This window comes from Devosia psychrophila (assembly GCF_000971275.1).
Classification (GTDB): domain Bacteria; phylum Pseudomonadota; class Alphaproteobacteria; order Rhizobiales; family Devosiaceae; genus Devosia; species Devosia psychrophila.
In genome coordinates this window covers 78,648-101,708 of sequence record NZ_LAPV01000166.1, presented here as the reverse complement: position 1 = coordinate 101,708, position 23,061 = coordinate 78,648, and the positions used below count along the sequence as shown (strand labels likewise).

Annotated in this window: 25 protein-coding genes; 17 read left to right on the top strand and 8 right to left on the bottom strand. The window is 62.9% G+C overall.

What is annotated here, in order from left to right:
- Positions 1-141: 141 nt before the first annotated feature.
- The 3 genes from WH91_RS19135 to hrcA form a co-directional block, all read right to left on the bottom strand.
- Positions 142-360, bottom strand: coding sequence for a DUF6500 family protein (locus tag WH91_RS19135; protein ID WP_046172602.1), 219 nt, complete (start codon positions 358-360; stop codon positions 142-144).
- A 48-nt stretch (positions 361-408) separates the two neighbouring features.
- Positions 409-987 (bottom strand): nucleotide exchange factor GrpE, encoded by a 579-nt coding sequence (gene grpE, locus WH91_RS19130; RefSeq protein ID WP_046172621.1) that lies wholly within the window; start codon positions 985-987, stop codon positions 409-411.
- Between the two features lie 153 nt (positions 988-1,140).
- Positions 1,141-2,214: a heat-inducible transcriptional repressor HrcA gene (hrcA, locus tag WH91_RS19125; protein ID WP_046172601.1), complete on the bottom strand. Its 1,074-nt coding sequence runs from the start codon at positions 2,212-2,214 to the stop codon at positions 1,141-1,143.
- A 140-nt stretch (positions 2,215-2,354) separates the two neighbouring features.
- On the opposite strand from hrcA, the gene rph reads away from it, so the two are divergent.
- The 4 genes from rph to hemW are packed head-to-tail and all read left to right on the top strand — an operon-like array spanning position 2,355 to position 4,993.
- Positions 2,355-3,071, top strand: a complete 717-nt coding sequence (gene rph, locus WH91_RS19120; protein WP_046172600.1) for a ribonuclease PH — start codon at positions 2,355-2,357, stop codon at positions 3,069-3,071.
- Positions 3,068-3,205 carry a hypothetical protein gene (locus WH91_RS24780; protein ID WP_158409610.1) on the top strand — a complete coding sequence of 46 codons (138 nt, stop codon included), beginning with the start codon at positions 3,068-3,070 and terminating at the stop codon, positions 3,203-3,205. Before rph ends, WH91_RS24780 begins: the two co-directional genes overlap by 4 nt.
- The gene (locus WH91_RS19115) at positions 3,202-3,846 is read left to right on the top strand and encodes a non-canonical purine NTP pyrophosphatase (protein ID WP_046172599.1); all 645 of its coding nucleotides are present in this window, start codon (positions 3,202-3,204) and stop codon (positions 3,844-3,846) included. The genes WH91_RS24780 and WH91_RS19115 overlap by 4 nt, the downstream gene beginning before the upstream one ends.
- On the top strand, positions 3,836-4,993 hold the full coding sequence (gene hemW, locus WH91_RS19110) for a radical SAM family heme chaperone HemW (protein ID WP_046172598.1): 1,158 nt from the start codon (positions 3,836-3,838) through the stop codon (positions 4,991-4,993). The genes WH91_RS19115 and hemW overlap by 11 nt, the downstream gene beginning before the upstream one ends.
- 124 nt (positions 4,994-5,117) lie before the next feature.
- Here hemW and WH91_RS19105 read toward each other — a convergent pair whose 3' ends face one another.
- Positions 5,118-6,329, bottom strand: a complete 1,212-nt coding sequence (locus WH91_RS19105; RefSeq protein WP_052952979.1) for a penicillin-binding protein activator — start codon at positions 6,327-6,329, stop codon at positions 5,118-5,120.
- A gap of 82 nt (positions 6,330-6,411) precedes the next feature.
- On the opposite strand from WH91_RS19105, the gene rsmI reads away from it, so the two are divergent.
- The 5 genes from rsmI to WH91_RS19075 all read left to right on the top strand — a co-directional run bounded on the left by rsmI (position 6,412) and on the right by WH91_RS19075 (position 9,959).
- Positions 6,412-7,299, top strand: a complete 888-nt coding sequence (gene rsmI / locus WH91_RS19095) for a 16S rRNA (cytidine(1402)-2'-O)-methyltransferase (RefSeq protein ID WP_046172595.1) — start codon at positions 6,412-6,414, stop codon at positions 7,297-7,299.
- On the top strand, positions 7,268-7,654 hold the full coding sequence (locus WH91_RS19090) for a YraN family protein (RefSeq protein ID WP_052952978.1): 387 nt from the start codon (positions 7,268-7,270) through the stop codon (positions 7,652-7,654). Before rsmI ends, WH91_RS19090 begins: the two co-directional genes overlap by 32 nt.
- A 126-nt stretch (positions 7,655-7,780) precedes the next feature.
- Positions 7,781-8,731, top strand: coding sequence for a glutathione synthase (gene gshB, locus WH91_RS19085; protein ID WP_046172593.1), 951 nt, complete (start codon positions 7,781-7,783; stop codon positions 8,729-8,731).
- A complete protein-coding gene (locus tag WH91_RS19080; RefSeq protein ID WP_046172592.1) occupies positions 8,731-9,111 on the top strand; it encodes a hypothetical protein in 381 nt (126 codons plus the stop codon). The genes gshB and WH91_RS19080 overlap by 1 nt, the downstream gene beginning before the upstream one ends.
- A gap of 206 nt (positions 9,112-9,317) precedes the next feature.
- Positions 9,318-9,959, top strand: coding sequence for a MarC family protein (locus tag WH91_RS19075; protein WP_046172591.1), 642 nt, complete (start codon positions 9,318-9,320; stop codon positions 9,957-9,959).
- Between the two features lie 64 nt (positions 9,960-10,023).
- Here WH91_RS19075 and WH91_RS25845 read toward each other — a convergent pair whose 3' ends face one another.
- Positions 10,024-10,146, bottom strand: coding sequence for a hypothetical protein (locus tag WH91_RS25845; protein WP_280140220.1), 123 nt, complete (start codon positions 10,144-10,146; stop codon positions 10,024-10,026).
- A gap of 136 nt (positions 10,147-10,282) precedes the next feature.
- Entirely contained in the window at positions 10,283-11,071 is a 789-nt protein-coding gene (locus tag WH91_RS19070; protein WP_244542287.1) for a glycoside hydrolase family 25 protein, read from the bottom strand.
- A 230-nt stretch (positions 11,072-11,301) separates the two neighbouring features.
- Here WH91_RS19070 and WH91_RS19065 point away from each other — a divergent pair, with 230 nt between their 5' ends.
- The 3 genes from WH91_RS19065 to WH91_RS19055 all read left to right on the top strand — a co-directional run bounded on the left by WH91_RS19065 (position 11,302) and on the right by WH91_RS19055 (position 14,148).
- Entirely contained in the window at positions 11,302-12,825 is a 1,524-nt protein-coding gene (locus WH91_RS19065; protein ID WP_046172589.1) for a YifB family Mg chelatase-like AAA ATPase, read from the top strand.
- Positions 12,826-13,281 (top strand): NUDIX domain-containing protein, encoded by a 456-nt coding sequence (locus WH91_RS22815; protein WP_052952977.1) that lies wholly within the window; start codon positions 12,826-12,828, stop codon positions 13,279-13,281.
- A 228-nt stretch (positions 13,282-13,509) separates the two neighbouring features.
- Positions 13,510-14,148: a DUF1294 domain-containing protein gene (locus WH91_RS19055; protein WP_046172588.1), complete on the top strand. Its 639-nt coding sequence runs from the start codon at positions 13,510-13,512 to the stop codon at positions 14,146-14,148.
- A 31-nt stretch (positions 14,149-14,179) separates the two neighbouring features.
- Here the strand turns inward: WH91_RS19055 and WH91_RS19050 are convergent, their stop codons facing one another.
- Both WH91_RS19050 and WH91_RS19045 read right to left on the bottom strand, forming a co-directional pair.
- Positions 14,180-14,884 (bottom strand): helix-turn-helix transcriptional regulator, encoded by a 705-nt coding sequence (locus WH91_RS19050; RefSeq protein ID WP_046172587.1) that lies wholly within the window; start codon positions 14,882-14,884, stop codon positions 14,180-14,182.
- A gap of 134 nt (positions 14,885-15,018) precedes the next feature.
- A complete protein-coding gene (locus tag WH91_RS19045; RefSeq protein ID WP_046172586.1) occupies positions 15,019-16,029 on the bottom strand; it encodes an aldose epimerase family protein in 1,011 nt (336 codons plus the stop codon).
- A 133-nt stretch (positions 16,030-16,162) separates the two neighbouring features.
- Between WH91_RS19045 and WH91_RS19040 the strand changes: the two genes are divergently transcribed.
- The 5 genes from WH91_RS19040 to WH91_RS19020 all read left to right on the top strand — a co-directional run bounded on the left by WH91_RS19040 (position 16,163) and on the right by WH91_RS19020 (position 23,000).
- Positions 16,163-17,191: a LacI family DNA-binding transcriptional regulator gene (locus WH91_RS19040; RefSeq protein ID WP_052952981.1), complete on the top strand. Its 1,029-nt coding sequence runs from the start codon at positions 16,163-16,165 to the stop codon at positions 17,189-17,191.
- A 167-nt stretch (positions 17,192-17,358) separates the two neighbouring features.
- Complete coding sequence (gene xylB, locus WH91_RS19035) at positions 17,359-18,822, top strand: xylulokinase (protein WP_046172584.1); 1,464 nt, start codon at positions 17,359-17,361, stop codon at positions 18,820-18,822.
- Positions 18,819-20,126, top strand: a complete 1,308-nt coding sequence (xylA, locus tag WH91_RS19030; protein WP_046172583.1) for a xylose isomerase — start codon at positions 18,819-18,821, stop codon at positions 20,124-20,126. Before xylB ends, xylA begins: the two co-directional genes overlap by 4 nt.
- Positions 20,127-20,280: 154 nt before the next feature.
- On the top strand, positions 20,281-21,891 hold the full coding sequence (locus WH91_RS19025) for a glycoside hydrolase family 43 protein (protein WP_046172582.1): 1,611 nt from the start codon (positions 20,281-20,283) through the stop codon (positions 21,889-21,891).
- 293 nt (positions 21,892-22,184) lie between these two features.
- Positions 22,185-23,000 (top strand): DUF2189 domain-containing protein, encoded by an 816-nt coding sequence (locus WH91_RS19020; protein ID WP_046172619.1) that lies wholly within the window; start codon positions 22,185-22,187, stop codon positions 22,998-23,000.
- The last annotated feature ends 61 nt before the right edge of the window (positions 23,001-23,061 follow it).

Below are 23,061 nucleotides of genomic sequence, written 5' to 3'. Positions count from 1 at the left end.
GCCCCGAAGGGGTCGGGTGGGGGTAGGTTTGCGCACAATGCACACACTGTGCCTCAGGGGGGAGGGTGTCGACTGATAAATATCCCACAAACAAAAATCCCCACTTGCGCGGGGATTCACGTGAAACCATGGCCCGTTTTTTCAGGCCATCGCCTCTAACATAGCCCTGATTTTGATGGCCTTTTCGAAATGGTCGAGCTTGTGGGTCCGGATCCACCAGGTGGCCGCTTCCATCAGCAATTCCGGATCGTCGTTCCGATTGGCGAAAAAGGCGTAGAACGACAGCCCGACGCCCTCACCCTTTCCAGCGATCTTTGCACTGCAAACGGCGATGGCCTTTTGTCGGAATGCTGGTCTCATCGGCTGGGGTCCATTCTTGCGACCTTAACTCTGGTGGCAAGAAAAGCCTCAGGCGCTCTTGTCGATCGCCTCATCAGCCGGCGCATGGCTCGGGCCACCCTTGGCAACACCAACCATCGCAGGCCGCAATACCCGGTCGCCGATGGCAAAACCGGTCTGCACCACCTGCACCACAGTACCTTCCGGCTTGCTGGGATCGGGCACTTCGAACATTGCCTGATGCTTGTGCGGATCGAATTTCTGGCCCTCGGCCTCGATCGGCTTGACGCCATGCTTGGCCAGCAGGCGCTGCATTTCGCGCTCGGCCAGCTCGATGCCCTCGATCAGGCTCTTGGTGGTCGCATCGCCACTGGTCCGCGCTTCGGCCGGCAGCACCATCAGCGCGCGGCTCAGCGCATCGGTGGCACTCAGCATGTCGCGGGCAAAGCCGGCGATGGCATAGCTGCGCGTGTCATTGACGTCGCGTTCGGTGCGCTTGCGCAGGTTTTCCATCTCGGCATGGCTGCGCAAAACGCGATCCTTGAGATCGGCATTCTCGATGCGCAGGGCTTCGATCGGATCGACGGCCTGCTCTACCGGGATTTCAACTTCAGGCGTATCGCCCGAGGCGGCGTTTTCGTCGCTCATCATTGTTCCGTTCCGCAATAACTGAATTTGTCCCGCATATCGGCCAAACCGGGCTGAATTTCAAGCCTTCGATGCCTCTGGGTTGCCGGCAAATCACTCCGCTGGAGCGATTTGAGGTGAGAAGGCCATGAGGGCTACGCCCGAACGGCACGACTATCGTTTTCTGGCCATCATCGCGCTGATCACATTGGCGGTATAATCCACTACCGGCACGATGCGCGCATAGTTGAGCCGCGTCGGCCCGATCACGCCCAGCACGCCGACCACCTTGTCATTGGCATCCTTGTACGGCGACAGGATGACCGACGAGCCCGAGAGCGAAAACAGCTTGTTTTCCGAGCCGATAAAGATGCGCACGCCCTGTGCTTTTTCGGCGTCACCGAGCAGATCGAGCAGCCCGTCCTTGCTCTCCAGCTCGTCGAACAATTGCCGCATCCGGCTCAGCTCGTCGCTCGCCATCGTATCGTTGATCAGGTTGCCGCGCCCCCGCACGATCACCGTCGGCTGGCTCGCGGCCGAGGGCTGCCCCAGCGTCGCAATGCCGGCATCGACCAGCTTCTGCGTCAGTTCATCCAGCTCGGCCCGCTGTTCGGCCCGCTGTTCACCCAGCGCTTTGCGCGCCTCGGGAATGGTCCGGCCCACCACATAGCGCGCCAGATAATTGCCCGCCTGGGTCAGCGCCGACGCCGTCAGCCCGGGCGGTACGTCCATGATGCGGTTTTCCACCTGCCCGTCCTGCCCCACAAGGATCGCCATGGCGCGGGCGGCATCGAGCCGCACGAATTCGATATGGCGCAGGATGATGTCAGCCTTGGTGGCAATCACCACGCCAGCCCCCTGGCTCAAGCCGCTGAGCAACTGGCTGGCTTCAGTGAGCACGTCTTCGACCTGTCCCCGATGCTGGCCCTCGATGCTCTTGGCGATCTGGCTGCGTTCGGCCTCGTTGACGGCGCCGACCTCCAGCATGGCATCGACGAAGAACCGCAGGCCCTCCTGCGTTGGTGCCCGCCCGGCCGAGGTATGCGGCGCCGCGATCAGGCCGAGATCTTCGAGATCCGCCATCACGTTGCGCACCGAGGCTGGGGATAATCCAGTCTGCAGCATCCGGCTCAGATCGCGCGAACCCACGGGCGAGCCGGTGTCGAGATAGCGCTCGACGATCTTCTTGAATATGTCCTGGCTGCGGGCATTGAGCACGCTGAGAAAGTCTTCGGGCGGTCTGGCCATGGCTGTTGGATAAAATCTTCCGCTTTAACCGTGCTGCCTCATTTAAGCGCATTGCTGCTTCGCGCCAAGCCACCGCCGCTTGTGAGCTCGACCAATGAGGGTTAAGAGGCGGTTAACGACACTTTCTAACTGGATTATTGATGCGCCCTTCCGGACGTGAGCTCAATCAAATGCGTGCGGTGACTATCGAGCGCAATGTCGCCATGAAGGCGGAGGGCTCCTGCCTCGTTTCCTTCGGAAACACCAAAGTTCTCGTCACCGCTTCGGTCGAAACCAGCATTCCCGGCTGGCTGCGTGGCAAGGGCCAGGGCTGGGTCACCGCCGAATATGGCATGCTGCCCCGCGCCACCGGTTCGCGCACCCGCCGCGAAGCCGCTGCCGGCAAGCAGTCCGGCCGCACCCAGGAAATCCAGCGCCTGATCGGCCGTTCGCTGCGCGCCGTGGTCGACATGCAATTGCTCGGCGAAAACCAGATCACCATCGACTGCGACGTGCTCGAAGCCGATGGCGGCACCCGCACCGCTTCGATCACCGGCGCCTATGTAGCGCTGGCCGACGCCATCAAATGGATGGACGAGCGCAAGCTGACCAAGGGCAAGGCCTTGCGCGATTCGGTGGCTGCGGTTTCCTGCGGCATCTATCGCGGTGCTCCGGTGCTCGATCTCGATTATCTCGAAGATGTCGAAGCCCATACCGACGCCAATTTCGTCATGACCGGCTCCGGCAAATTCGTCGAAATTCAGGGCACCGCCGAACAGGTGCCCTTCAGCCGCGATGAGCTCAACGCGCTGATGGAGCTTGCCGAACAGGGCATCGGCGAACTCGGCCTGTTGCAGCAAGAGGCCCTCTCCGCATGATCGGCTGGCTCCTCAAGAAAGTCGCAGCCGCGCAAAAACCGGTCAAGACGGCACGCGTCGTTTCGCCGGAAAACTGTGCACTGTGGCACGACGTATCCCGGGCCCTTGCCGCCAAGCCGAGGGCCGGCAAATGAGCCCCATTGCCCGGCTGCGCCAAGGTGACCGCCTGGTTCTGGCCACCCACAATGCCGGCAAGCTCAAGGAATTCCAGGAGCTGTTCGAGCCCTTCGGACTGGAGTTGACCTCGGCCGGCGAACTCGGCCTGCCCGAGCCCGAAGAAACCGGGACGACGTTTGCCGAAAACGCCCGCCTGAAGGCCCACGCGGCGGCGCAGGCGTCCGGCATGCTGGCGCTGAGCGATGATTCGGGCCTCTGCGTCGACGCGCTCAACGGCGATCCCGGGGTCTATACCGCCGACTGGGCGGGCGTGCCGCGCGATTTCAGCCACGCCATGAAGCGCGTCGAAGATGCGCTGCAGGCCGCCAATGCCACGTCGCCGGGCCAGCGCAAAGGTTCCTTCAACGCCACGCTCTGCCTCGCCCATCCCGATGGTCGCGACGTGATTTATCATGGCCAGTGCTTCGGCACCCTGGTCTGGCCACCGCGCGGCGAACGCGGTCATGGCTATGATCCGGTGTTCATGCCCGATGGCTATGACATTACCTTCGGCCAGATGACCGCCGAAATGAAACACTCCTGGGCGCCCGGCCGGCTTGGCCTCAGCCACCGCGCCCGCTCGTTTGCCAAGTTCGTGGAACAGCAAATTGAGCAGTAGCCCCAACGACATGTTCGGGGTTTACGTGCACTGGCCGTTCTGCGCCTCCAAGTGCCCGTACTGCGACTTCAACTCGCACGTTCATCGCGGCCCGTTCGACGAGATCGACTATGTCGCCGCCTATGAGCGCGAGATCGCCACCACTGCGGCGATGGCGCCCGGCCGTGTCGTGCAGTCGATCTTTTTCGGGGGTGGCACGCCATCGCTGATGAACCCGCAGTCGACCGGCCGCATCATCGACGCCATCGCCAAGCATTGGACGCTCGATTCCAAGGCCGAGATCACCCTCGAAGCCAATCCGACCAGCGTCGAGGTCGACCGCTTCAAGGGCTTCCGCGCCGCCGGCGTCAACCGCGTCTCGCTCGGCGTGCAATCGCTGCGCGAAGGCCCGCTGGCCGAACTCGGCCGTCGCCACACCGTCGATGAAGCCATTGCCGCCGTGCGCATCGCCCAGTCGGTATTCGATCGCTCGAGCTTTGATCTGATCTATGCCCGCCCCAAGCAGTCGCTGGAAGATTGGGAAGACGAGCTCAAGGAAGCGCTGTGGATGGCGCAGGGTCACATCAGCCTCTACCAGCTCACCATCGAAATGGGCACGCGCTACTTCGACCTGCATCGCGCCGGCAAGCTCGCCATGCCCAATGAAGACCTTGCCGCCGATTTCTACGAAATGACCCATGAGCTGACCGCCGAGGCCGGCCTGCCCGCCTACGAGATTTCCAATCACGCCCGCCCGGGCCAGGAAAGCTCGCACAACATGCTGTACTGGCGTTATGGCGAATATGCCGGCATCGGCCCCGGCGCCCATGGCCGCCTGATGATCAACAACCAGCGCCACGCCACCGCCGCCGAAAAAATGCCCTTCGACTGGCAGAAGAACGTCGTCGCCAAAGGCCATGGCCTCGTGGTCGATGACGTTTTGACCTGGGAAGAGCAGGGCGACGAGTTCCTCGTCATGGGCCTGCGCCTCAAGGAAGGCATCTCCCCGGCGCGCTTCACCGCCCTGTCCGGACGCCAGATTTCCCGCACCCAGATCGACACCCTCAAAGGCTACGGCTTTGTCGAAACCCTCCCCAACGGCAATCTGCGCGTGACGGACAAGGGTTTTCCAGTGCTGGACGCGGTCGTGGCGGATCTCGCGGCTTAGCCGCAATTCGACAAACATCCACCGCTCCTCACCCTCGGGCTTGACCCGAGGGCTCTATACTTCGTCAGACCAGTTCAGTTCCCTCGGGTCAAGCCCGAGGGTGACGATCGGGTATGAGGCGCCTTCACAGCTTCGCCCCCTCCAACACCTGCGCTCCACCCGGCGCAATCCGTTTCAGCACCAGCGCATATTCGGCACGGCCATTGACCAGAAACCGGAACGCCCCGTCGCGGCCGTTGAAGCCAGTCGCACTGGACATCAGCGCCGGATTATACGGCGGATTGGCCATCGACAGCGTGTTCACATTGGCCAGGATCGTCGCTGTGTAGGCGATGGTGGCCAGTGCGTGTGGCGCCCCGCCGAACTGGCGCTGGTAGTCGGCGCCGATCGCCGCCATGCCGGCCGGGTCGACCGCCGGATAAATGGCGCCGGCCAGTTGCGGTGCGTTGGCAATCGCCGGATCGCCCTCCCAGTCCGCCGACCCGACGATCTGCACCGCCCCCGGCTTCACCCCCGCCTGTGCCAGCAGCACGCCGAAGCTTGGCGCCGTCGCTCGGTCGGGAATGAAGATCGTGTCGATCATCCCATTCTGGATCTGCGGCAGCGCCTGATTGACGATCTGCTGCGCTTCGCCGGACGAGGAAAACGTATAGACCGCGCTCGGGGCAAAGCTGGCAATAGCTGCCTGCTGGCGGAACGCTGCCTCTTGCGCTTGACCGAAATCCGTCGCCGGGAAAATACCCGCAATGCCGCGCCGTCCCTGCGTCTTGATCCAGTTCAGCGAGCGTTTCATCTCCATGTCGGGCAGCACGCTCAGCAGATATACCCCCGGCCCCGCCGCTGTGGGGTTATTGGAAAAGCCGATCACCGGAATGCCCGACGAGCGCGCCACCGCACCGACCGCCGTCACCTGATCGGCCCGCAACGGGCCGAGGATCAGCCTGGCGCCCTCGCTCGCCGCAGCGCTGGCCGCCGCCGTGGCGCCCTGCACTGTCGCGCCGGTATCGCGCAGCGTGATGGTGATGTTCTCGGCAATATTGGGATTGGCCTCGATGAAGGCGATAGCCAGCCTCGACGCATTGGCCAGCGCCTGGCCGACGCTCGCCAGCCCCGGTTCGCCCGACAGCGGCAGCAGCAGCGATACCTGCACCGGCCCGCGCCCGAAGCGCTGCGCTGCGCTGGTGGGCTGGATCGGCATTGTGGTCTGGGTGGGAAATGTCTGAGCACCGCCGCCGCCGCCGCCAAAATCCAGAGTGCGCGATCCGATCTGGATCGGCGAACAGGCGGCCAGCGCAAAAAGCGTGATACCGTAACCAGCCTTCCCGAAAATCCGCATTTTCGGCCCCTCGATGCTAGCAGTCTGTTAACACTTTCGCAGCAATTGCTTAACCAATTATCAACCGACGGACGTGCCAGGCATGACGGAAACCACCCCGGGCTATTTCATCGCCGGCAACACCTTTACCGCCCCGCCGCTGGCGCCTGGCCTCTATGTCGTCGCCACCCCGATCGGCAATCTGCGCGATATCACCATCCGGGCGCTCGAAACTTTGGCCGCCGCCTCGGCCATCCTCTGCGAAGACACCCGGATGTCGGCACGCCTGCTCGATCACTACGGCATCAAGGGCCGCCGCATCGCGTTGCATGAGCACAATGAGCGCGCCAAGGCCGACGACATTGTCAGCCGCGTTGCCGCCGGCGCCGCCATCGCGCTGATCTCCGATGCCGGTACGCCGCTGCTGTCCGATCCCGGTTTTCCGTTGATCCGCGCTCTCGCCGAAGCCGGCCAGCCGGTGTTCGCCATCCCCGGCGCCTCGGCTTTGCTTTCGGCGCTGGTCGTCGCCGGCCTTCCCACCGACGCCTTCGCCTTCCACGGCTTTCTGCCCCCCAAGGCCGGCGCCAAGGGCAATGCGCTCAAGGCGCTCACCGATTCACGTGAAACCCTGGTGTTCTACGAGAGCCCGCGCCGACTCGACGACACCCTCGCTGCCATGGCCGAAATCTGGGGCGAACGGCAGGCTGCCGTCGCGCTGGAGCTTACCAAGCGCTTCGAACGCGTCCATCGCGGTACGCTGGTCGAACTGGCCAAGGAATTTGCCGATACCGAAACCAAGGGCGAAGCGGTGATCGTCGTGGCCGGCGCCGCCGAACCCACCGCGCCTGACGCCGCCGACTGGCAGGCCTCGCTGATCGCCGCCATGGCCAACCAGCCTCTGCGTGCCGCCGTCGATGCGGTGACCGAGCAATATGGCCTCAAGCGCAAGGAGGTCTATGATGCCGCCCTCGCCCTCAAAGCCGAAAAGTAAGGCCCGCATCCAGGCCTATCTTGGTGGCCATCGTGGCGAGGCGCTGGCCGCCTGGTACCTGCGCTTCAAGCTCTACCGCATCATCGCCCGGCGCTACAAAACCCCGCTCGGCGAGATCGACCTGATCGCTAGCCGCTTCGGCACCATTGCCTTCGTCGAGGTCAAAGCCCGCAGCAAGGCATCCAGTCTCGGCCAGACGCTTGAGGGGATAAACCGCTCGCGCATCAGCCGCGCTGCGCAATACTGGGTGGCCAAGCACCCTCGTCGCACGGAAACACAATTTCGCTTCGACGTGATTTTCCTTGCGCGGGGCCGATGGCCGCGCCACATCTCCAACGCGTTTGATGCAAGCTGATCCATGCGACCTCATGGTGAGCCTGTCGAACCACGAGGTCGGGCGCGCCGATCTTGCCACGTCTTCGTCCTTCGACAGGCTCAGGATGAGGTCTACTGAGATTTCGGGCCACTTGAGACGCTGAAAATGGCAAAAAACCTTAAAGTCGCGGTCCAGATGGACCATGTCGCCACCATCAATCCCAGGGGCGATTCCACCTTCGCCATGATGCTGGAGGCGCAGGCCCGCGGCCATCAGCTGATCCACTACACTGCCGATACGCTGGCCCTGCGCGATAACGTGCTGACGGCACTGGCAGCGCCGATCATCGTCGAAGACAAGCCCAAGGGCGAGCATTTTACGCTGGGCGAGGAGCGCCGCGTCGATCTGTCGAACCAGGACGTGGTGCTGATGCGCCAGGATCCCCCCTTCGACATGAACTACATTACCATCACCCACCTGCTGGAGCGCATCCACCCCAGGACGCTCGTGGTCAATCCGCCTGCGGCCGTGCGCAACGCACCCGAAAAAATCCTCGTCACTGAGTTTCCTGAGCTGATGCCGCCGACCCTCGTGACGCGCGACCGGGCCATGATTCACGCCTTCCGCAAGGAGCACGGCAATATCATCGTCAAGCCGCTCTACGGCAATGGCGGGGCCGGGGTGTTCTTCATCCAGGAAGTCGACCACAATCTCGCAAGCCTGCTTGAGCTGTTCGAGCAGAACTACCGCGAGCCCTTCATGATCCAGAAATATCTGCCGGATGTGCGCAAGGGCGACAAGCGCATCATCATCATCGATGGCGAGCCGGTGGCCGGCCTCAATCGCATCCCCGCCGAGGGCGAAGCCCGCAGCAACATGCATGTTGGCGGCCGCCCCGAATTCATCGAGCTGACGCCGCGTGACCTCGAAATCTGCGCTGTGATTGCACCAGCTCTTAAAGCGCGCGACATGATCTTTGTCGGCATCGACGTGATCGGCGACTACCTCACCGAGATCAACGTCACCTCCCCCACCGGCATCCGCGAAATCAAGCGCTTCGGCGGGCCGGACATTGCCGTCATGATCTGGGACGCCATCGAAAAGCGCCGCGCCTGATGTGGGCTCTGCTGGCGGCGATCCTGGGTGGCATTGGCTGGTTGCTGTTTCGCCGCTGGCGCAGCACCTTGCCGATAGACCAGCGGCTGACCCTGCCCTACTGGCGCAACTCACTGTTCGTCACCGGCTTCTACCTGCTGTTCATCCTGCTCGGCGCCGGCGTCACCCGCGTCATGGTCGGCTTTGGCCGCGGCGGCTGGACCAATCTCTGGATGGTCGCCTTCTTCCTTGTCTGGGTCGCCTATGGCGCGGTGTGGCTAGCGCGATTCATGCCCACCACCAGGCCGCAGCCCCTCTGGCTGACGCAGTCACGCGGCTGGCTCGACGCTATAGCCCTACTGGCACTCGCCGCCCTCGCAACCGCCGCGCGCGTGCTGTGACCTGATTTCCCAGTCGACACCCTCCCCCTCGCGGGGAGGGTCAGGGAGGGGGAGGTTTGGTCCCGATATCGTAGCTCTCGCACTCCCACCAAGCCTTCCCCGTCAAGGGGGAGGCGCCGAGCAGCGAGCAAACTGGCTAGCCACCAAGGGGTGGGCAAACCATTTTAATCCCGCTAGGTCTATCCCGATCACAGGGGACCAGTGTCATGCCCAGTACGACATTCTTCGTCGCCTTCGCGACCCTGTTTGCTACGGTTGGCGTGGCCGATATCGCCTTCATTTTCGCGGCGCTGACCAAGCATAACACCGCCAAGCAGCGCTTTGCCTTTGCGACGCGCGGGGTGATTATCGCCGGCTTGATCCTGCTGCTGTTCGGCGTATTGGGAAATCCGATTCTCGATCTGTTCGGCATCACCATTCCCGCTTTGCGGACCGCAGGCGGTTTGTTGCTGTTCTTGATCGCCATCGACATGGTGTTCGCGCGCCATTCCGGCGGCACCGGCACCACCGACGAGGAAGAAGTGGAAGCCCGTCAGCGCGACGATATAGCGGTGTTTCCCCTGGCAATGCCGCTATTGGCCGGTCCCGGCGCCATCAGCGCGGTGATCCTCTTGACCACGGGCACCAAGACGGACCTCGAATTCTGGGCCGTGCTGGTGGCGATTGTGGTGATCCTGTTCCTCGCCTGGCTGACCCTTTTGGTCGCCATCCCGATCCAGCGCCTGCTCGGCGTCACCGGCCTTGCCGTGGTGTCTCGCGTGGTGGGTATCCTGCTGGCGGCGCTTGCGGTGCAATTCGTCTTCGACGGCATCAAGGCCAGCGGCCTGCTTGGTAGCGCAGCGGCCTAAGCGAACAGCAAAAAGGCGGCCGGCTCACGCCCACCGCCCTCCTGAATTAATCGAGGCTTTCAGCCTACTTCTTCGCCGAATTGCCGGCGCTGCCCGAACCGAGGCCGGTGACGTTCTTTACAGCGTCAACCTTGTCCTTTTTCGGCTTCTTGGCTTCCTTGTTGCTCTTCATCTGACCCTTGGCCATGACGCGTTCTCCCACACTGCGGGCCCGCTGGCCCGGATCAATAATCACCGGAAGCTAGACCTCCGCTGAATCGGTGGCAAGCTCCTCAATGCCCCCAGGCTTCCGCTTTCGAGCCCAAACGCCGGATCAGCGCGCCTTACTTGGCCGACCGGCACCTGCCGGTAGGCCCAAGCGAGGCAATGGCGCGTGCGTCGCAACCGGTCAGCAGGAAGGTGATCCACTCGTTCTGCCCGCCATAAAAGGCATTGCGATCGACTTCGCCCCGCACGCCGCGCACGACGCCCGTCTGGGTCCACTGCCAGAAGGTCCAGGTGCGATTGCCATAGCGCTCATGCGGCTCGGCGGCGGTGGAGCGCAGCCAGAAGGCGTTGGGGAAATACTCGCCGTTCAAAACATCGCGGTGAAAATTCATATCGGTATAGATGACCGGCAGCTTGCCGGTGTGGCGCTCCATCGCTTCCAGCATGTAGCGGATTTTTTCCAGCGCATCGGCGCGGCTCGGCTTGGTCTTGCAGCTCGAATGGTTGTTCCATTCCAGATCGAGCACCGGTGGCAGTGCATCGGGATCATTGGGTACGTTCTGGATGAACCAGGCGGCTTGCTCAGATGCCAGCGAGCACCACGTCATGAAATGATAGGCGCCGCGCGGCATGCCGGCGTCGCGCGCCCGCTGCCAGTTGGCCCGGAAATTGGGGTCGAGATAGTCTTTCCCCTCAGTCGCCTTCATAAACACGAAGTGGATTCCGGACTGTAGCGTCTGGCGGAAATCGATATTTTCCTGATAGCGCGCCACGTCGATGCCCTGGATCGGCATGCCGCGGGCGCGGTCGACGCCTGAGTGAGGCCGGTTATCGCCCTGCACCGGGCCATAAAGACCGCCGCCTGAGGAACAGGCCACCAGCACCACGGCCATTAGGGCCGACATGGCGACTTTTGCGAGTCCGGAAAACGAGGGAAAGGGCCGTCTGGCAAGCATTGGTGCAGCACTCACGCAAATACAAAACTGAGGTTTGATTCAACATGGCGCGGTTAATGGGAGATTAGGTTTACCATTGTGGCAAGCCACGTGGTTAACGTGCCGCATTTTGTTCGCTTTATGTTCTTGCTTGCGGCACAATGCTTGGGATAGGCTCCCGCAACTGGGGGACGTAAGGCATGGTCACGCGCGTTGCGACGGTGGCGTTTCAAGGCATCGACGCCGTACCGGTCGATGTGCAGGTGCAGATCGCGCCGGGATTCCCCAAGATCATCCTGGTCGGCTTGCCCGACAAGGCCGTCAATGAATCCGGCGAACGAGTGCGGGCGGCATTGATCGCCTCGGGCCTCGGCCTGCCGCCCAAGCGTATTGTCGTCAACCTGGCGCCGGCCGACCTCCCCAAGGAGGGCAGTCACTACGACCTGCCGATCGCCTTGGGCATCATGGCTGCTATCGGCGCCATACCGCAGGACGCGCTGGATGGGTATCTGGCGCTGGGCGAGCTGGGGCTCGACGGGCGGCTGGCCCATGTCGGTGGCATACTGCCCGCGGCGATTGCTGCGCAAAGTCGCGGGTTGGGGCTTATCTGCGCAGCGCCGTCGGGGGCGGAAGCGGCCTGGGCGGGGGAAGATCTCGATATCATTGCGGCGGAAAGCCTGCTGGCACTGGTCAACCACCTGACCGGTCATCAATTGGCGGCACGGCCCAAGCCGCTGAAATACCTGCCCAATGGAACCCTGCCCGATCTCTGCGATGTGCGCGGCCAGCAGGTGGCGCGGCGGGCCCTGGAAGTCGCGGCAGCAGGTGGCCACAATATGCTGATGGTGGGGCCGCCCGGCGCGGGTAAATCCATGCTGGCTGCCCGGCTGCCGTCGATCCTGCCACCGCTCGATCCCCGTGAGCTACTGGATATCTCGATGATCCAGTCGATTGCCGGCGAGCTGGTCAATGGCGCGCTGTCGGATCGCCGTCCGTTCCGCGCGCCGCATCATTCCGCCTCGATGGCAGCCCTGGTGGGCGGTGGCTTGAAGGTTAGACCGGGTGAGGTAAGCCTCGCGCATAATGGAGTGTTGTTCCTTGACGAGTTGCCGGAATTTCAGCCCAACGTTCTCGATAGCCTGCGCCAGCCGCTGGAATCTGGCGAGACAGTCATCGCGCGGGCCAATGCCCGGGTCAGTTATCCAAGTCGGGTGCAACTCATCGCCGCGATGAACCCGTGCAAATGCGGCATGGCCGGCACGCCGGGTCATACCTGCAAGCGCGGCCGGGCCTGCGCCGATGACTACCAGGCGCGAATTTCAGGACCGTTCCTCGATCGCATCGATATCCGTATCGACGTGCCGGCGGTCACCGTTGCCGACATGATCACGCCATCCGGCACGGCGGAAAGCTCGGCTGTTGTGGCCGAACGCGTCGCCCGGGCGCGGCACAGGCAACGCCAGCGCTTTGCCGAGCACGGGTCGCCGGACGTTTTCACCAATGCCGCCGCGGGATCGACGCTGATCGAAACCATCGTCAATCCCGACAAGGAGAGCCAGGCACTGCTGTTGCAGGCGGCCGAGCGCTTCAATCTTTCCGCGCGGGCCTATCATCGTGTATTGAAGGTCGCGCGGACGCTTGCCGACCTCGCAGGGGTCGAGCGGGTGTCTCGTCCGCATATTGCCGAGGCCCTGAGCTACCGGCTCAACCTGGGACTGGCCTGAATGCAGCAACACCGGATTTCCTGCGGCGCCCTCGTATTGCGCGACGACAAGATACTGCTGGTGCGGCATCATCGGCCGGGAATTCATGATTTCTGGGCAGCGCCCGGGGGTGGAGTAGAGGGCAATGAAGAACTGGCGCGGGCCGCCGAGCGCGAGGTCTTCGAGGAGACCGCTATCAATGTGATCGCGACGCGTCTCGCCTATATCGACGAAGGCTGGAGCCCTGAGTTGCGCATGCTCAAATTCTGGTTTCTGGCCGACTATATGTCGGGCGAGATCGATGTCTCGGCCAATCCCGCCGATAGGGAAAGCATTGTCGAGGCCGGCTGGTTTGCGCTGGATGGGCTTCCGCAAGGCCATGTGTTTCCCGAAGCCCTGCGTACCCGCTTAACCCGGGACCTAGCCTCCGGCTTTCCCGGCGCCATCAAGCTGTCGCTACGTGAGCTGTTGTTCTGAGCGCTGTGAATAAGGCTGTGGATAAGTGTTTCACGTGAATCCAGATGGCTCGCTTTCACCCCCACCGCCAGATGGACTTGCATTTCCCGGATCGGCGGGACTCCTGGAGCCGGCCCTGACCGGCGCGCGCAATACGCCGTGATTGGCACTAAGTACGACTGCCCAAAATGGCAAACATCCGTTAACCCCTGCCTCTTATTGGTCACGCAGACGCGCCACAGGATAACGATGTCAAGATCGGGCGAACTGGTTCAATGGAATAACAAGGGCGGCTACGGCTTCGTGCGGGACGAAGCGGGGCGGGATTACTACGTCCATATCTCCAGCATGACCAATGGCGACCGCCCCAAGCTGGGTGACAAGCTCTCTTTCGAAACCGGCAAGGGCCGCAATGCCCGACCGGCCGCCATCGAGGTCGTCATCACCGAGACCACCCCGGCGCCGGTCCAGACCTTGCGCGAGTCAATGCGCCCGTCCCGCTCGGTGTCGCGCTACAAGCTGGGCTTGCGCACCGCCGCGGCAACCTTGATGACTTTGCTGATTCTCTGGGCCATCGGCACCGAAAGGGCGCCCGTCTGGATCGGCCTGCTCTATGCCGCAATGGGAGCGGCTTCGGCCCTGCTTTATCGCTTCGACAAGCTCTACGCCATGAAGGGCGAGTATCGCGTCAGCGAAAACAACCTGCACTATGTCGACCTGTGCTTTGGCATTATCGGTGGGCTGGCCGCGCAGGAAGTCTATCGCCACAAGACGGTAAAACCCAGCTTCGTCACTGGCACCTGGGCCATCACTCTGGTGCACACGCTGGGTCTCGCCGCCCTGGCCTTCGGCCTGCTGCACGACGCATTTGGCGGCGTATTGGGCTAAGCCATCCGCTGATTCACGTGGAACAGTGGACCTACTGTTCCGCGCGCCGATCATGTTCCCAGCTATCGCGCCACTCGCGTTCCAGCACAGCCCGGCGCTTGCCATAGCGCTCTTCCGTCACAGCAAGCGCCGCAATGCGATCTGTACGAAAATGCCGAAATGCCGTGCGCAGGCAGCACCAGGCGGCAATGGTCTGTTTGCCCTCGTAATAGGCCAGCTGCACCGGCCAGATGGTGCGCTCGCTCGGCTTGCCCGCCTCGTCCTGATAGGAAATCGTCACGGCTTTTTCGGTGCGCATGGCAAGCCTAACCTGCCCCAGCACCGGCATCGGCGGCCGGCTATCCTTGCTCCACATCGCCACCGGCCACAGCCCCGTATCGTTGATGCGGTCGCGCAAATCCTCCGGCGAAGCGGTAGCGATCTTGGCCAAGGCGTTCTTGGCCGCCAAACCCAACCCATCGTCGGGTTGCGCCCCAACCCAGCGAGCGCCCAGCACCAGGGCTTCGAGCTCTTCGGGCGTAAACATCAGGGGCGGCAGGAAAAAACCGGGCTTCAGCATATAGCCGACCCCCGCCTCGCCATCGATCGGCGCGCCGAGGCCAATAAGCGTCTGCACGTCGCGATACAGCGTACGCACCGAAACGCCCTGCTCCTCGGCGAGAACCGCCGCCGTAACCGGCCGACGGTGTCGCCGCAGCGCATCCATGACCGCAAAGAGACGCTCGGTCTTGTCCATGCTCGGCTCTCCTCAAACCCGTCCAGGCGCCAGCGTACGACGATACTGAAGCTTTGCATGGCTGTCTCTCCATGTTCGATGGAGAGACAATGCCGCAAAGCCCTGACAGGGCGCGTCAGCAGGCCGAGTAGCGCCTAGGCGATTTCGAATTCGCACCAGTGCGAGTATGGCCGGTCTGGCGAATAAATCACGTTGGGGAAATGCGGGTTGTGCACGGCATCCGCGAACGCCTGGTCTTCGAGGCAGAAGCCGGCGTGCTTCTTGTAGGTCTTGCCATCGAGGCCCGGCACCGGAATGTCGGTCCAGACGCCGTTATAGACCTGCAAGCCCGGACGATCGCTCCATAGCTTGAGCGTCAAATCCCTGGCTGGCGAAATCACCGTGGCGACCGGCTCATTGATACTGCGGCCGGTGTCGAGTGCTACGCCCATGTCGTATTCGACCGGCGCGCCGTTCTCGTCCCGCATGGTGCGGGGCTGCCGCAGGTCATAAATCGTGCCGCGCGATGGCAGGATGGCGCCAGTTGGAGCAAGGTCGTCGCCCAGCCCGGTATAGGCGCTGGAATTGACCTGAATGGTGTGGTCCAGCACGTCGTCGGTCGTGCCGAGATTGAAATACTGGTGCTGCACGAGGCTAATCGGTGTCGCCTGATCGGTCGTGGCGGCCAGCTCCAGACGCAGGCGATTGCCCTTGAGTGTGTAGGTCGCCGAAAAATTCACATTGCCTGGATAGCCCATGGCGCCGTCGGGCGAGAAATGGGTGAAGCGGACGCTGTTATTGCCTTCGTCGGCCTGACCGTCCCAGACCTGGCGGCCAAGGCCGGCTTCGCCGCCATGTAGCTGCAGGTCGCCGGCATTGGCTGGAAGCTTGTAGGTCTTGCCGTTGAGATCGAACGACGCGCCCTTGATGCGGTTGGCGACGCGGCCGGCCAGCGAGCCGAAATGCGGGCTGTGCTGGGCATAGGCATCCATGCTGTCAAAGCCGAGCACCACCGAGCGCTCGCTACCGGCAACCGGCACACGCCAGTCGCGCACTGCCACGCCATAGCCGATGATGTCGACGCTGACGCCAGTGACACTGGTCAGGCGGAACTGATCCACCCGCTTGCCCTTGAATTCACCGAATGTCGAAATCGCAATGGCCATGCTGTGCCTCCTCAATTGCGCCTCACCTGTAGCCTGCTTTTTTGCATGGCCGCAACGCCGCACTTGACCTTTTGTCGCAGCCTGCCAAAGGTCGGGATGAAGCTTGCAGGGACGGCACGTGAACGAGATCGGGTTGAGACGCCGCGCAACGGTGCATGATGTGGCGCGGGCGGCGGGGGTGTCGCTGGCCACGGTCGATCGCGTGCTTAATGGCCGGCCTGGCGTTCGCGCCGCCACGGTCGAAAAGGTCGAGGCGGCTATCGCCGAGATCGGTTTCCAGCGTGATCTGGGCGCTTCGCTGCTGGCGCGGTCGCGCGATCTCAGGCTGACCTTCGTCATTCCCGATGGCTCCAACGAATTCATGGCCAGTCTCGCCGATGCGGTGACGCGACGCGCCGGCCCTGCCCTGAGCGATCGTGTGCATATCGAGACGCTGCGCATTCGCGCGCTCGATGCCGATGCGCTGGCACAAAGCCTCGACAATCTCGATCCGCGTCATTGCGATTGCGCCATCATCGTCGCCAGCGAAGAGCCCTCGGTGCAGGCCGCCGTCGATGCCGCCAGCAAGCGCGGTGTCGTGGTGATGACATTGGTCTCGGACCTGCCGGGAACGCAACGCCGCCATTTTATCGGCATCGACAATGTTGCGGCCGGCCGTACCGCGGCCTCCCTGATGGGCCGCTTTCTGCCACAGGGCGGCAAGGTCGCCGTTATCGCTGGCTCGCTGCATCTGCGCGATCATTCCGACCGCTTGGCGGGGTTCAAGGCCGGGTTAGCTGCAGAATTTCCATCGCTTGAGCTGATCGGCCCGGTGGAAGGCCACGACGAGCGCAGCGAAACGCAGGCGATCATCGGCGGACTGTTAGCGCAGCATCCTGACTTGGCCGGGCTGTATAATCTGGGCGCTGGCAATGGTGGCCTGGTCTCCGCGCTAGAATCATCCAGCCGCTCCGGCGCCATCCGCGTTATCGCCCATGAATTGACCGAACCCACCCGGCGCGGCCTTAAATCGGGTGCCATCGACATCGTGCTCGACCAGAACCCGGACGGGGAAATTCGCGAGGCAATCGCTGCAGCTCGCATGCTGGCTTTGGGCGGCAATAGCGCCACAACCACCGACCCCATTGAAATCGGGATTTTCCTGCGCGATAATCTGCGCTAATGAGGAGCGACCCGCAGGGGAAAAACGATTCAGTGGATCGTTTTAAGCGAGGAACGCCCAGAGCCATGCGAGGGGCTGTCGGCCAATAAAGAGATCACGTGGCCCCAAAAAGTGGGTCGGGAGGACGTTCAGATGCTGTTGTTACCCGTCCATGAGGTACGTGCCTCATGACTTATCTCGGCATTGATATCGGTACATCCGGCGTCAAGGCGCTGCTGATTGACGAGCAAGGCAGGGCGTTGGGCGACGCCTCGGCCGCCGCCATCGAGCCGGTCCGGCCGCATCCCGGCTGGTCCGAGCAGAACCCCGCCGATTGGTGGACGGCGTGCCTCGCCGCTATCGACACGCTCAAGGCATCGCACCCGACCGAGCTCGCCGCAGTCCGCGGCATTGGCCTGTCCGGCCACATGCATGGCGCCGTTTTGCTGGGCAAGGACGACGACGTGCTGCGCCCAGCCATCCTCTGGAACGACGGCCGCTCGGCTGCCGAATGCAAGGAGATGGAAGCGGCGCTCCCCAGCCTACGCCAGATCGCCGGCAATATCGCCATGCCTGGATTTACCGCCCCCAAGATAGCCTGGGTCCGCAAGCACGAGCCGGCCATCTTCGAGAAAATCGCCAAAGTCCTGCTGCCCAAAGCCTATGTACGCCTGCTGCTGACCGGCGAGCATGTCGAGGACATGAGCGACGCCGCCGGCACGCTATGGCTCGACGTCGCCAAGCGCGACTGGTCCGACGAACTGCTGGCCGTCACCGGCCTCGATCGCAGCCACATGCCGCGTCTGGTCGAAGGCTCGGCCATTTCGGGCCATCTCAAGCGCGAGTTCGCGCAACGCTGGGGGATGCAAGCCAATGTCGTTGTCGCCGGTGGCGCGGGCGACAATGCCGGAGCGGCCTGTGGCATCGGCGCCATTCGTCCAGGCGAAGGCTTTGTTTCGCTTGGCACCTCGGGCGTGATTTTCGTCTCCAACGACAAGTTCCGCCCCAATACCGAAGGCGCGGTGCATGCCTTCTGCCACGCCATTCCCGACACTTGGCACCAGATGGGCGTCATCCTATCGGCCAGTGATTCGTTGAACTGGCTGAGCAAGATCACCGGCCAGAAACAGGCCGAACTGTCCGGCGCCGCCGAAGCGCAATTCTCTGGGCCCGGCGAGGAAATCTTCCTGCCTTATCTGTCTGGCGAACGCACGCCGCACAACAATGCCGCAGCCCGCGGCTCGTTCGTCGGCCTGTCCCACTCCACCGACACGGCCAAGCTGGCCCAAGCCGTGATGGAAGGCGTGACCTTCGCCTTCCGCGACAGCCAGCGCGTGCTGCATGACGCCGGCACCAAAATCCACCGCTTGCTCGCCGTCGGCGGTGGCTCCAAGTCGGCGCTTTGGCTCAAGCTGATCGCCACCAATCTCGACATGGAAATCGCCCTTCCCGAAGACGGCGATTTCGGCGGGGCACTCGGCGCGGCGCGGCTCGGCCTCTGTGCCGCCGAGGGCGCCAGCCCGCAATCGGTGATGACCATGCCGCCCATAAGAACCGTCATCGCGCCCGACAAAAACCTGTCGGCCGCCTATTCCGACCAATATGCGCGTTATCGCGCACTCTACCCCGCCATTGAGGAGGCACGTTCGTGACTGATTTTTTCAAGGGCATTTCGCCCGTCAAGTTTGAGGGTGCCAACAGCACCAACCCATTGGCCTACCGCCACTATAACAAGGACGAAGTCGTCCTCGGCAAGACCATGGAGGAGCACATCCGTCCAGGCGTCGCCTATTGGCACAGCTTTGCCTGGGAAGGCGGCGACCCGTTCGGCGGCCGCACCTTCGACCGGCCGTGGTTCGACAACGGCATGGACGGCGCCAAGCTCAAGGCCGACGTGGCCTTCGAGCTGTTCGACCTGCTCGACATGCCATTCTTCTGCTTCCACGACGCCGATATCGCCCCCGAAGGCGCGACGCTGGCCGAGAGCAATAGGAACGTCCGCGCCATCGGTGAAATCTTCGCCCGCAAGATGGAAACCAGCCGCACCAAGCTGCTCTGGGGCACGGCAAACCTGTTCTCCAACCGCCGCTATATGTCCGGCGCTGCGACCAATCCCGATCCCGAAGTCTTCGCCTATGCCGCCGGCCAGGTGAAGAACGTGCTGGAGCTGACCCACGAACTGGGCGGCGCCAACTATGTACTGTGGGGCGGCCGCGAGGGCTATGAAACCCTGCTCAATACCAAGATCGGCCAGGAACAGGACCAGATGGGCCGCTTCCTGCACATGGTCATCGAGCATGCCGAAAAGATCGGCTACAAGGGCCAGATCCTGATCGAGCCAAAGCCGCAGGAGCCGAGCAAGCACCAGTACGACTTCGACGTCGCCACCGTGTACGGTTTCCTCCGCAAGTATGACCTGCACACCAAGATCAAGTGCAACATCGAGGTCGGCCACGCCTTCCTTGCCAACCACTCCTTCGAGCATGAGCTGGCACTGGCCGCATCGCTGGGCATTCTCGGGTCGGTCGACGCCAACCGCAACGACCTGCAGTCCGGCTGGGATACCGACCAGTTCCCCAATTCGGTGCCCGAAACTACGCTGGCCTTCTACCAGATTCTCAAGAACGGCGGCCTGAACTCCGGCGGCTGGAACTTCGACGCCAAGGTGCGCCGCCAGTCGCTCGATCCGGCCGACCTGCTGCATGGCCACATCGGCGGCCTCGACGTGCTGGCCCGCTCGCTCAAGGCGGCGGCGGCTCTGATCACCGACGGTACCTATGACAAGACCGTCGATGCCCGCTATGCCGGCTGGAACGAAGGTCTCGGCAAGGACATCCTCGGCGGCAAGCTGTCGCTCGATGACTTGGCCGCCAAGGTCGATGCCGAAAACATCAACCCGCAGCCCCGCTCCGGCCAGCAGGAATATCTCGAAAACCTGATTAACCGGTTCGTTTGATTCCACTGACGCCTCAGTCGTCCACCTCCCCCCTTGCGGGGGAGGTCAGGTTGGGGGGGCGGTTAGCCCCGATATGCGGGTCAGCCTGCCCCTCCCTGATCCCTCCCCGCAAGGGGGAGGGTGTCGACTGCATGTACTGCGCAAAGGCCCTCTCATGCCCTTAATCACCAATCCCATCCTGCCCGGCTTCAATCCGGATCCGTCGATCCTCCGCGTCGGCGAGGATTACTACATTGCCACTTCCACCTTCGAGTGGTTCCCCGGCGTACAGATCCATCACTCAAAAGACCTCGCCAACTGGGAGCTGGTCACCCGCCCGCTGACCCGCAAGGCGCAGCTCGACATGCGCGGTGATCCTGACTCCTGCGGCGTCTGGGCCCCCTGCCTGACCCATGACGGCGAAAAATTCTGGCTGGTCTATACCGACGTCAAACGCAAGGACGGCTCGTTCAAGGACGCGCACAACTACATCGTCTGGGCTGACAAGATCGAAGGCCCGTGGTCCGATCCGGTTTACACCAATTCATCGGGTTTCGATCCGAGCCTGTTCCACGACGATGACGGCCGCAAATGGTTCGTCAACATGACCTGGGACCACCGTCGCCGCCCGCTGCTGTTCGCCGGCATCGCGTTGCAGGAATTCGACCCCAAGGCCGGCAAGCTGGTCGGGCCAATCACCAATATCTACCAGGGCACGGATCTCGAACTGGTCGAGGGTCCACATCTCTACAAGCGAAACGGTTGGTATTATCTGCTGACCGCCGAGGGTGGCACGGCCTATGACCATGCCGTGACTTTTGCCCGCTCCCGCAACATCGACGGTCCTTATGAGACCCATCCCGACAAGCACATCCTGACCTCCAAGGATGCGCCTTTCGCCGCGCTTCAGCGTGCCGGCCATGGCGACCTCGTCGATACCCCCGACGGCAAGACCTATCTGGTGCATCTCAGCGGTCGCCCGACCACGCAGGAACGCCGCTGCGTGCTGGGCCGCGAAACCTCGATTCAGGAAGCTTACTGGGGCGAAGACGACTGGATTCACGTGAAACACGGGCCCGTCCCGTCCCTGCATGTCGAAGTTCCCGGCACTCGCGACGAGGCCAAATACTGGGCCGAGCAGCGCTACACCTTCGACAACGGTCTGCCGATCGATTTCCAGTGGCTGCGCACGCCCGAGCCGGAGCGGATTCTATCGACCGAAACGGGCAAGCTCCGCCTGTTCGGCCGCGAGTCCATCGGCTCGTGGTTCGAGCAGGCGCTGGTCGCCCGCCGACAGACCCATTTCAGCTATGACGCGGAAACTGTAGTGGATTTCAAGGCCACCGACGAACGCACCATGGCCGGGCTGACCGCCTACTACAGCCGCTACAATTTCTTTTACCTGGCGGTGACGGCCCATTCCGATGGCCAGCGCGAATTGCTGATCATGAATTCCGAGGTCAGCTGGCCCGATGGCAAGCTGAGCTTTCCCGCCGATCCGGTGCAAATCCCCAATGAAGGCAAGGTCAAGCTCGCCCTCACCATCCGTGGTCGCAAGCTGCAGTTTTTCTACGCATTGGAAGGCCAGGACCTGCAGCCCATCGGTCCGGTATTCGACGCCTCGATCCTGTCGGACGAATGCGGTGGCCACCAGGCCCACGGCAGCTTCACCGGCGCCTTCGTCGGTGTCGCTGCGCACGACCTAAACGGCACCGCGAGCCCCGCCGATTTCGACTATTTCACCTACCGTCCGGTCAAGGATCCAACCGACCGCTACGAGGTCTAGGGCTCGATAGCATCAGTCGACACCCTCCCCCTTGCGGGGAGGGATCAAGGGCGGGGGCGAAAGCCCGAATATCGGGGCTCTCAACACCCTCTCCCAACCTCCCCCGTCGAGGGGGGAGGTGCCGTCCGGTGGGTGTGGCCAATGCCCCCGCCCCGATCACAATCCCCCGAACCATAGCGACAATCGGTCGCACTATGGCTAGACTGCCTGCGTTGCGGTCGCGAAGTCGCGCCGAACGTTTGGGGCAGCGCTCGCGCGAGTTTTGGGACCTCCTTGAAATGGAGACCGAAGCCATGTCCAATTTCCACGTCCTTGCCGGCGCGGGCGACAAGCTCGATATGCCGATGATCCGCAAAATCCAGATGTCCGACCTCGGCGATGCGCTGCGGCTCGGCCTGGCCGATTTCTGGGAGAAACCCAGCCACTACGCCATGCTGGTGCTGATCTATCCGATTGTCGGCATTGTCCTGACGGTGTGGATGAATGGCTTTCACACCTGGTCCCTGCTCTATCCGCTGGTCGGCGGCTTCGCCCTGATCGGCCCCTTTGCCGCGCTTGGCCTTTACGAGATTTCTCGCCGCCGTGAGCAGGAGCTGGATACCAGCTGGCCGCATGCCTTCGATGTCTTGCGCTCCCCCGCCATCGGTTCGATCGCGGCGATTGGCGTCATGCTGTTCGTCGTTTTCACGCTGTGGCTGACATCGGCGCAGGCGCTCTACGAAAGCCTGTTCGGCGCATCTACCCCGCAGACGCTCGATGCCTTGATGGCGCAGGTGTTCAACGAGCCTGGCGGCACGACGCTGCTGATCGCCGGCTCACTGTTGGGCGCGCTATTTGAGCTGGTGACGCTCTGCACCACCGTGATCGCCTTTCCGCTGTTGCTCGACCGCGACGTCGGCGCGTTTGTCGCCATTGAAACTTCGTTCCGGGCCGTGGTGGCCAATCCCCTGCCCATGCTGGCTTGGGGTGTGATCGTCGGGGCCGGCCTGTTCCTCGGCTCGCTGCCGCTGTTCGTCGGCCTTGCGGTAGTCATTCCGATTTTCGGCCACGCCACCTGGCACCTCTATCGCAAGCTGGTCGAGCCGGCCTCGATGATCCGTGGGATGTGAGTTCGGTCTCTATCGCGCCGCAAACTCTGCACCGTACCTCCCCCTCGACGGGGGAGGCCAG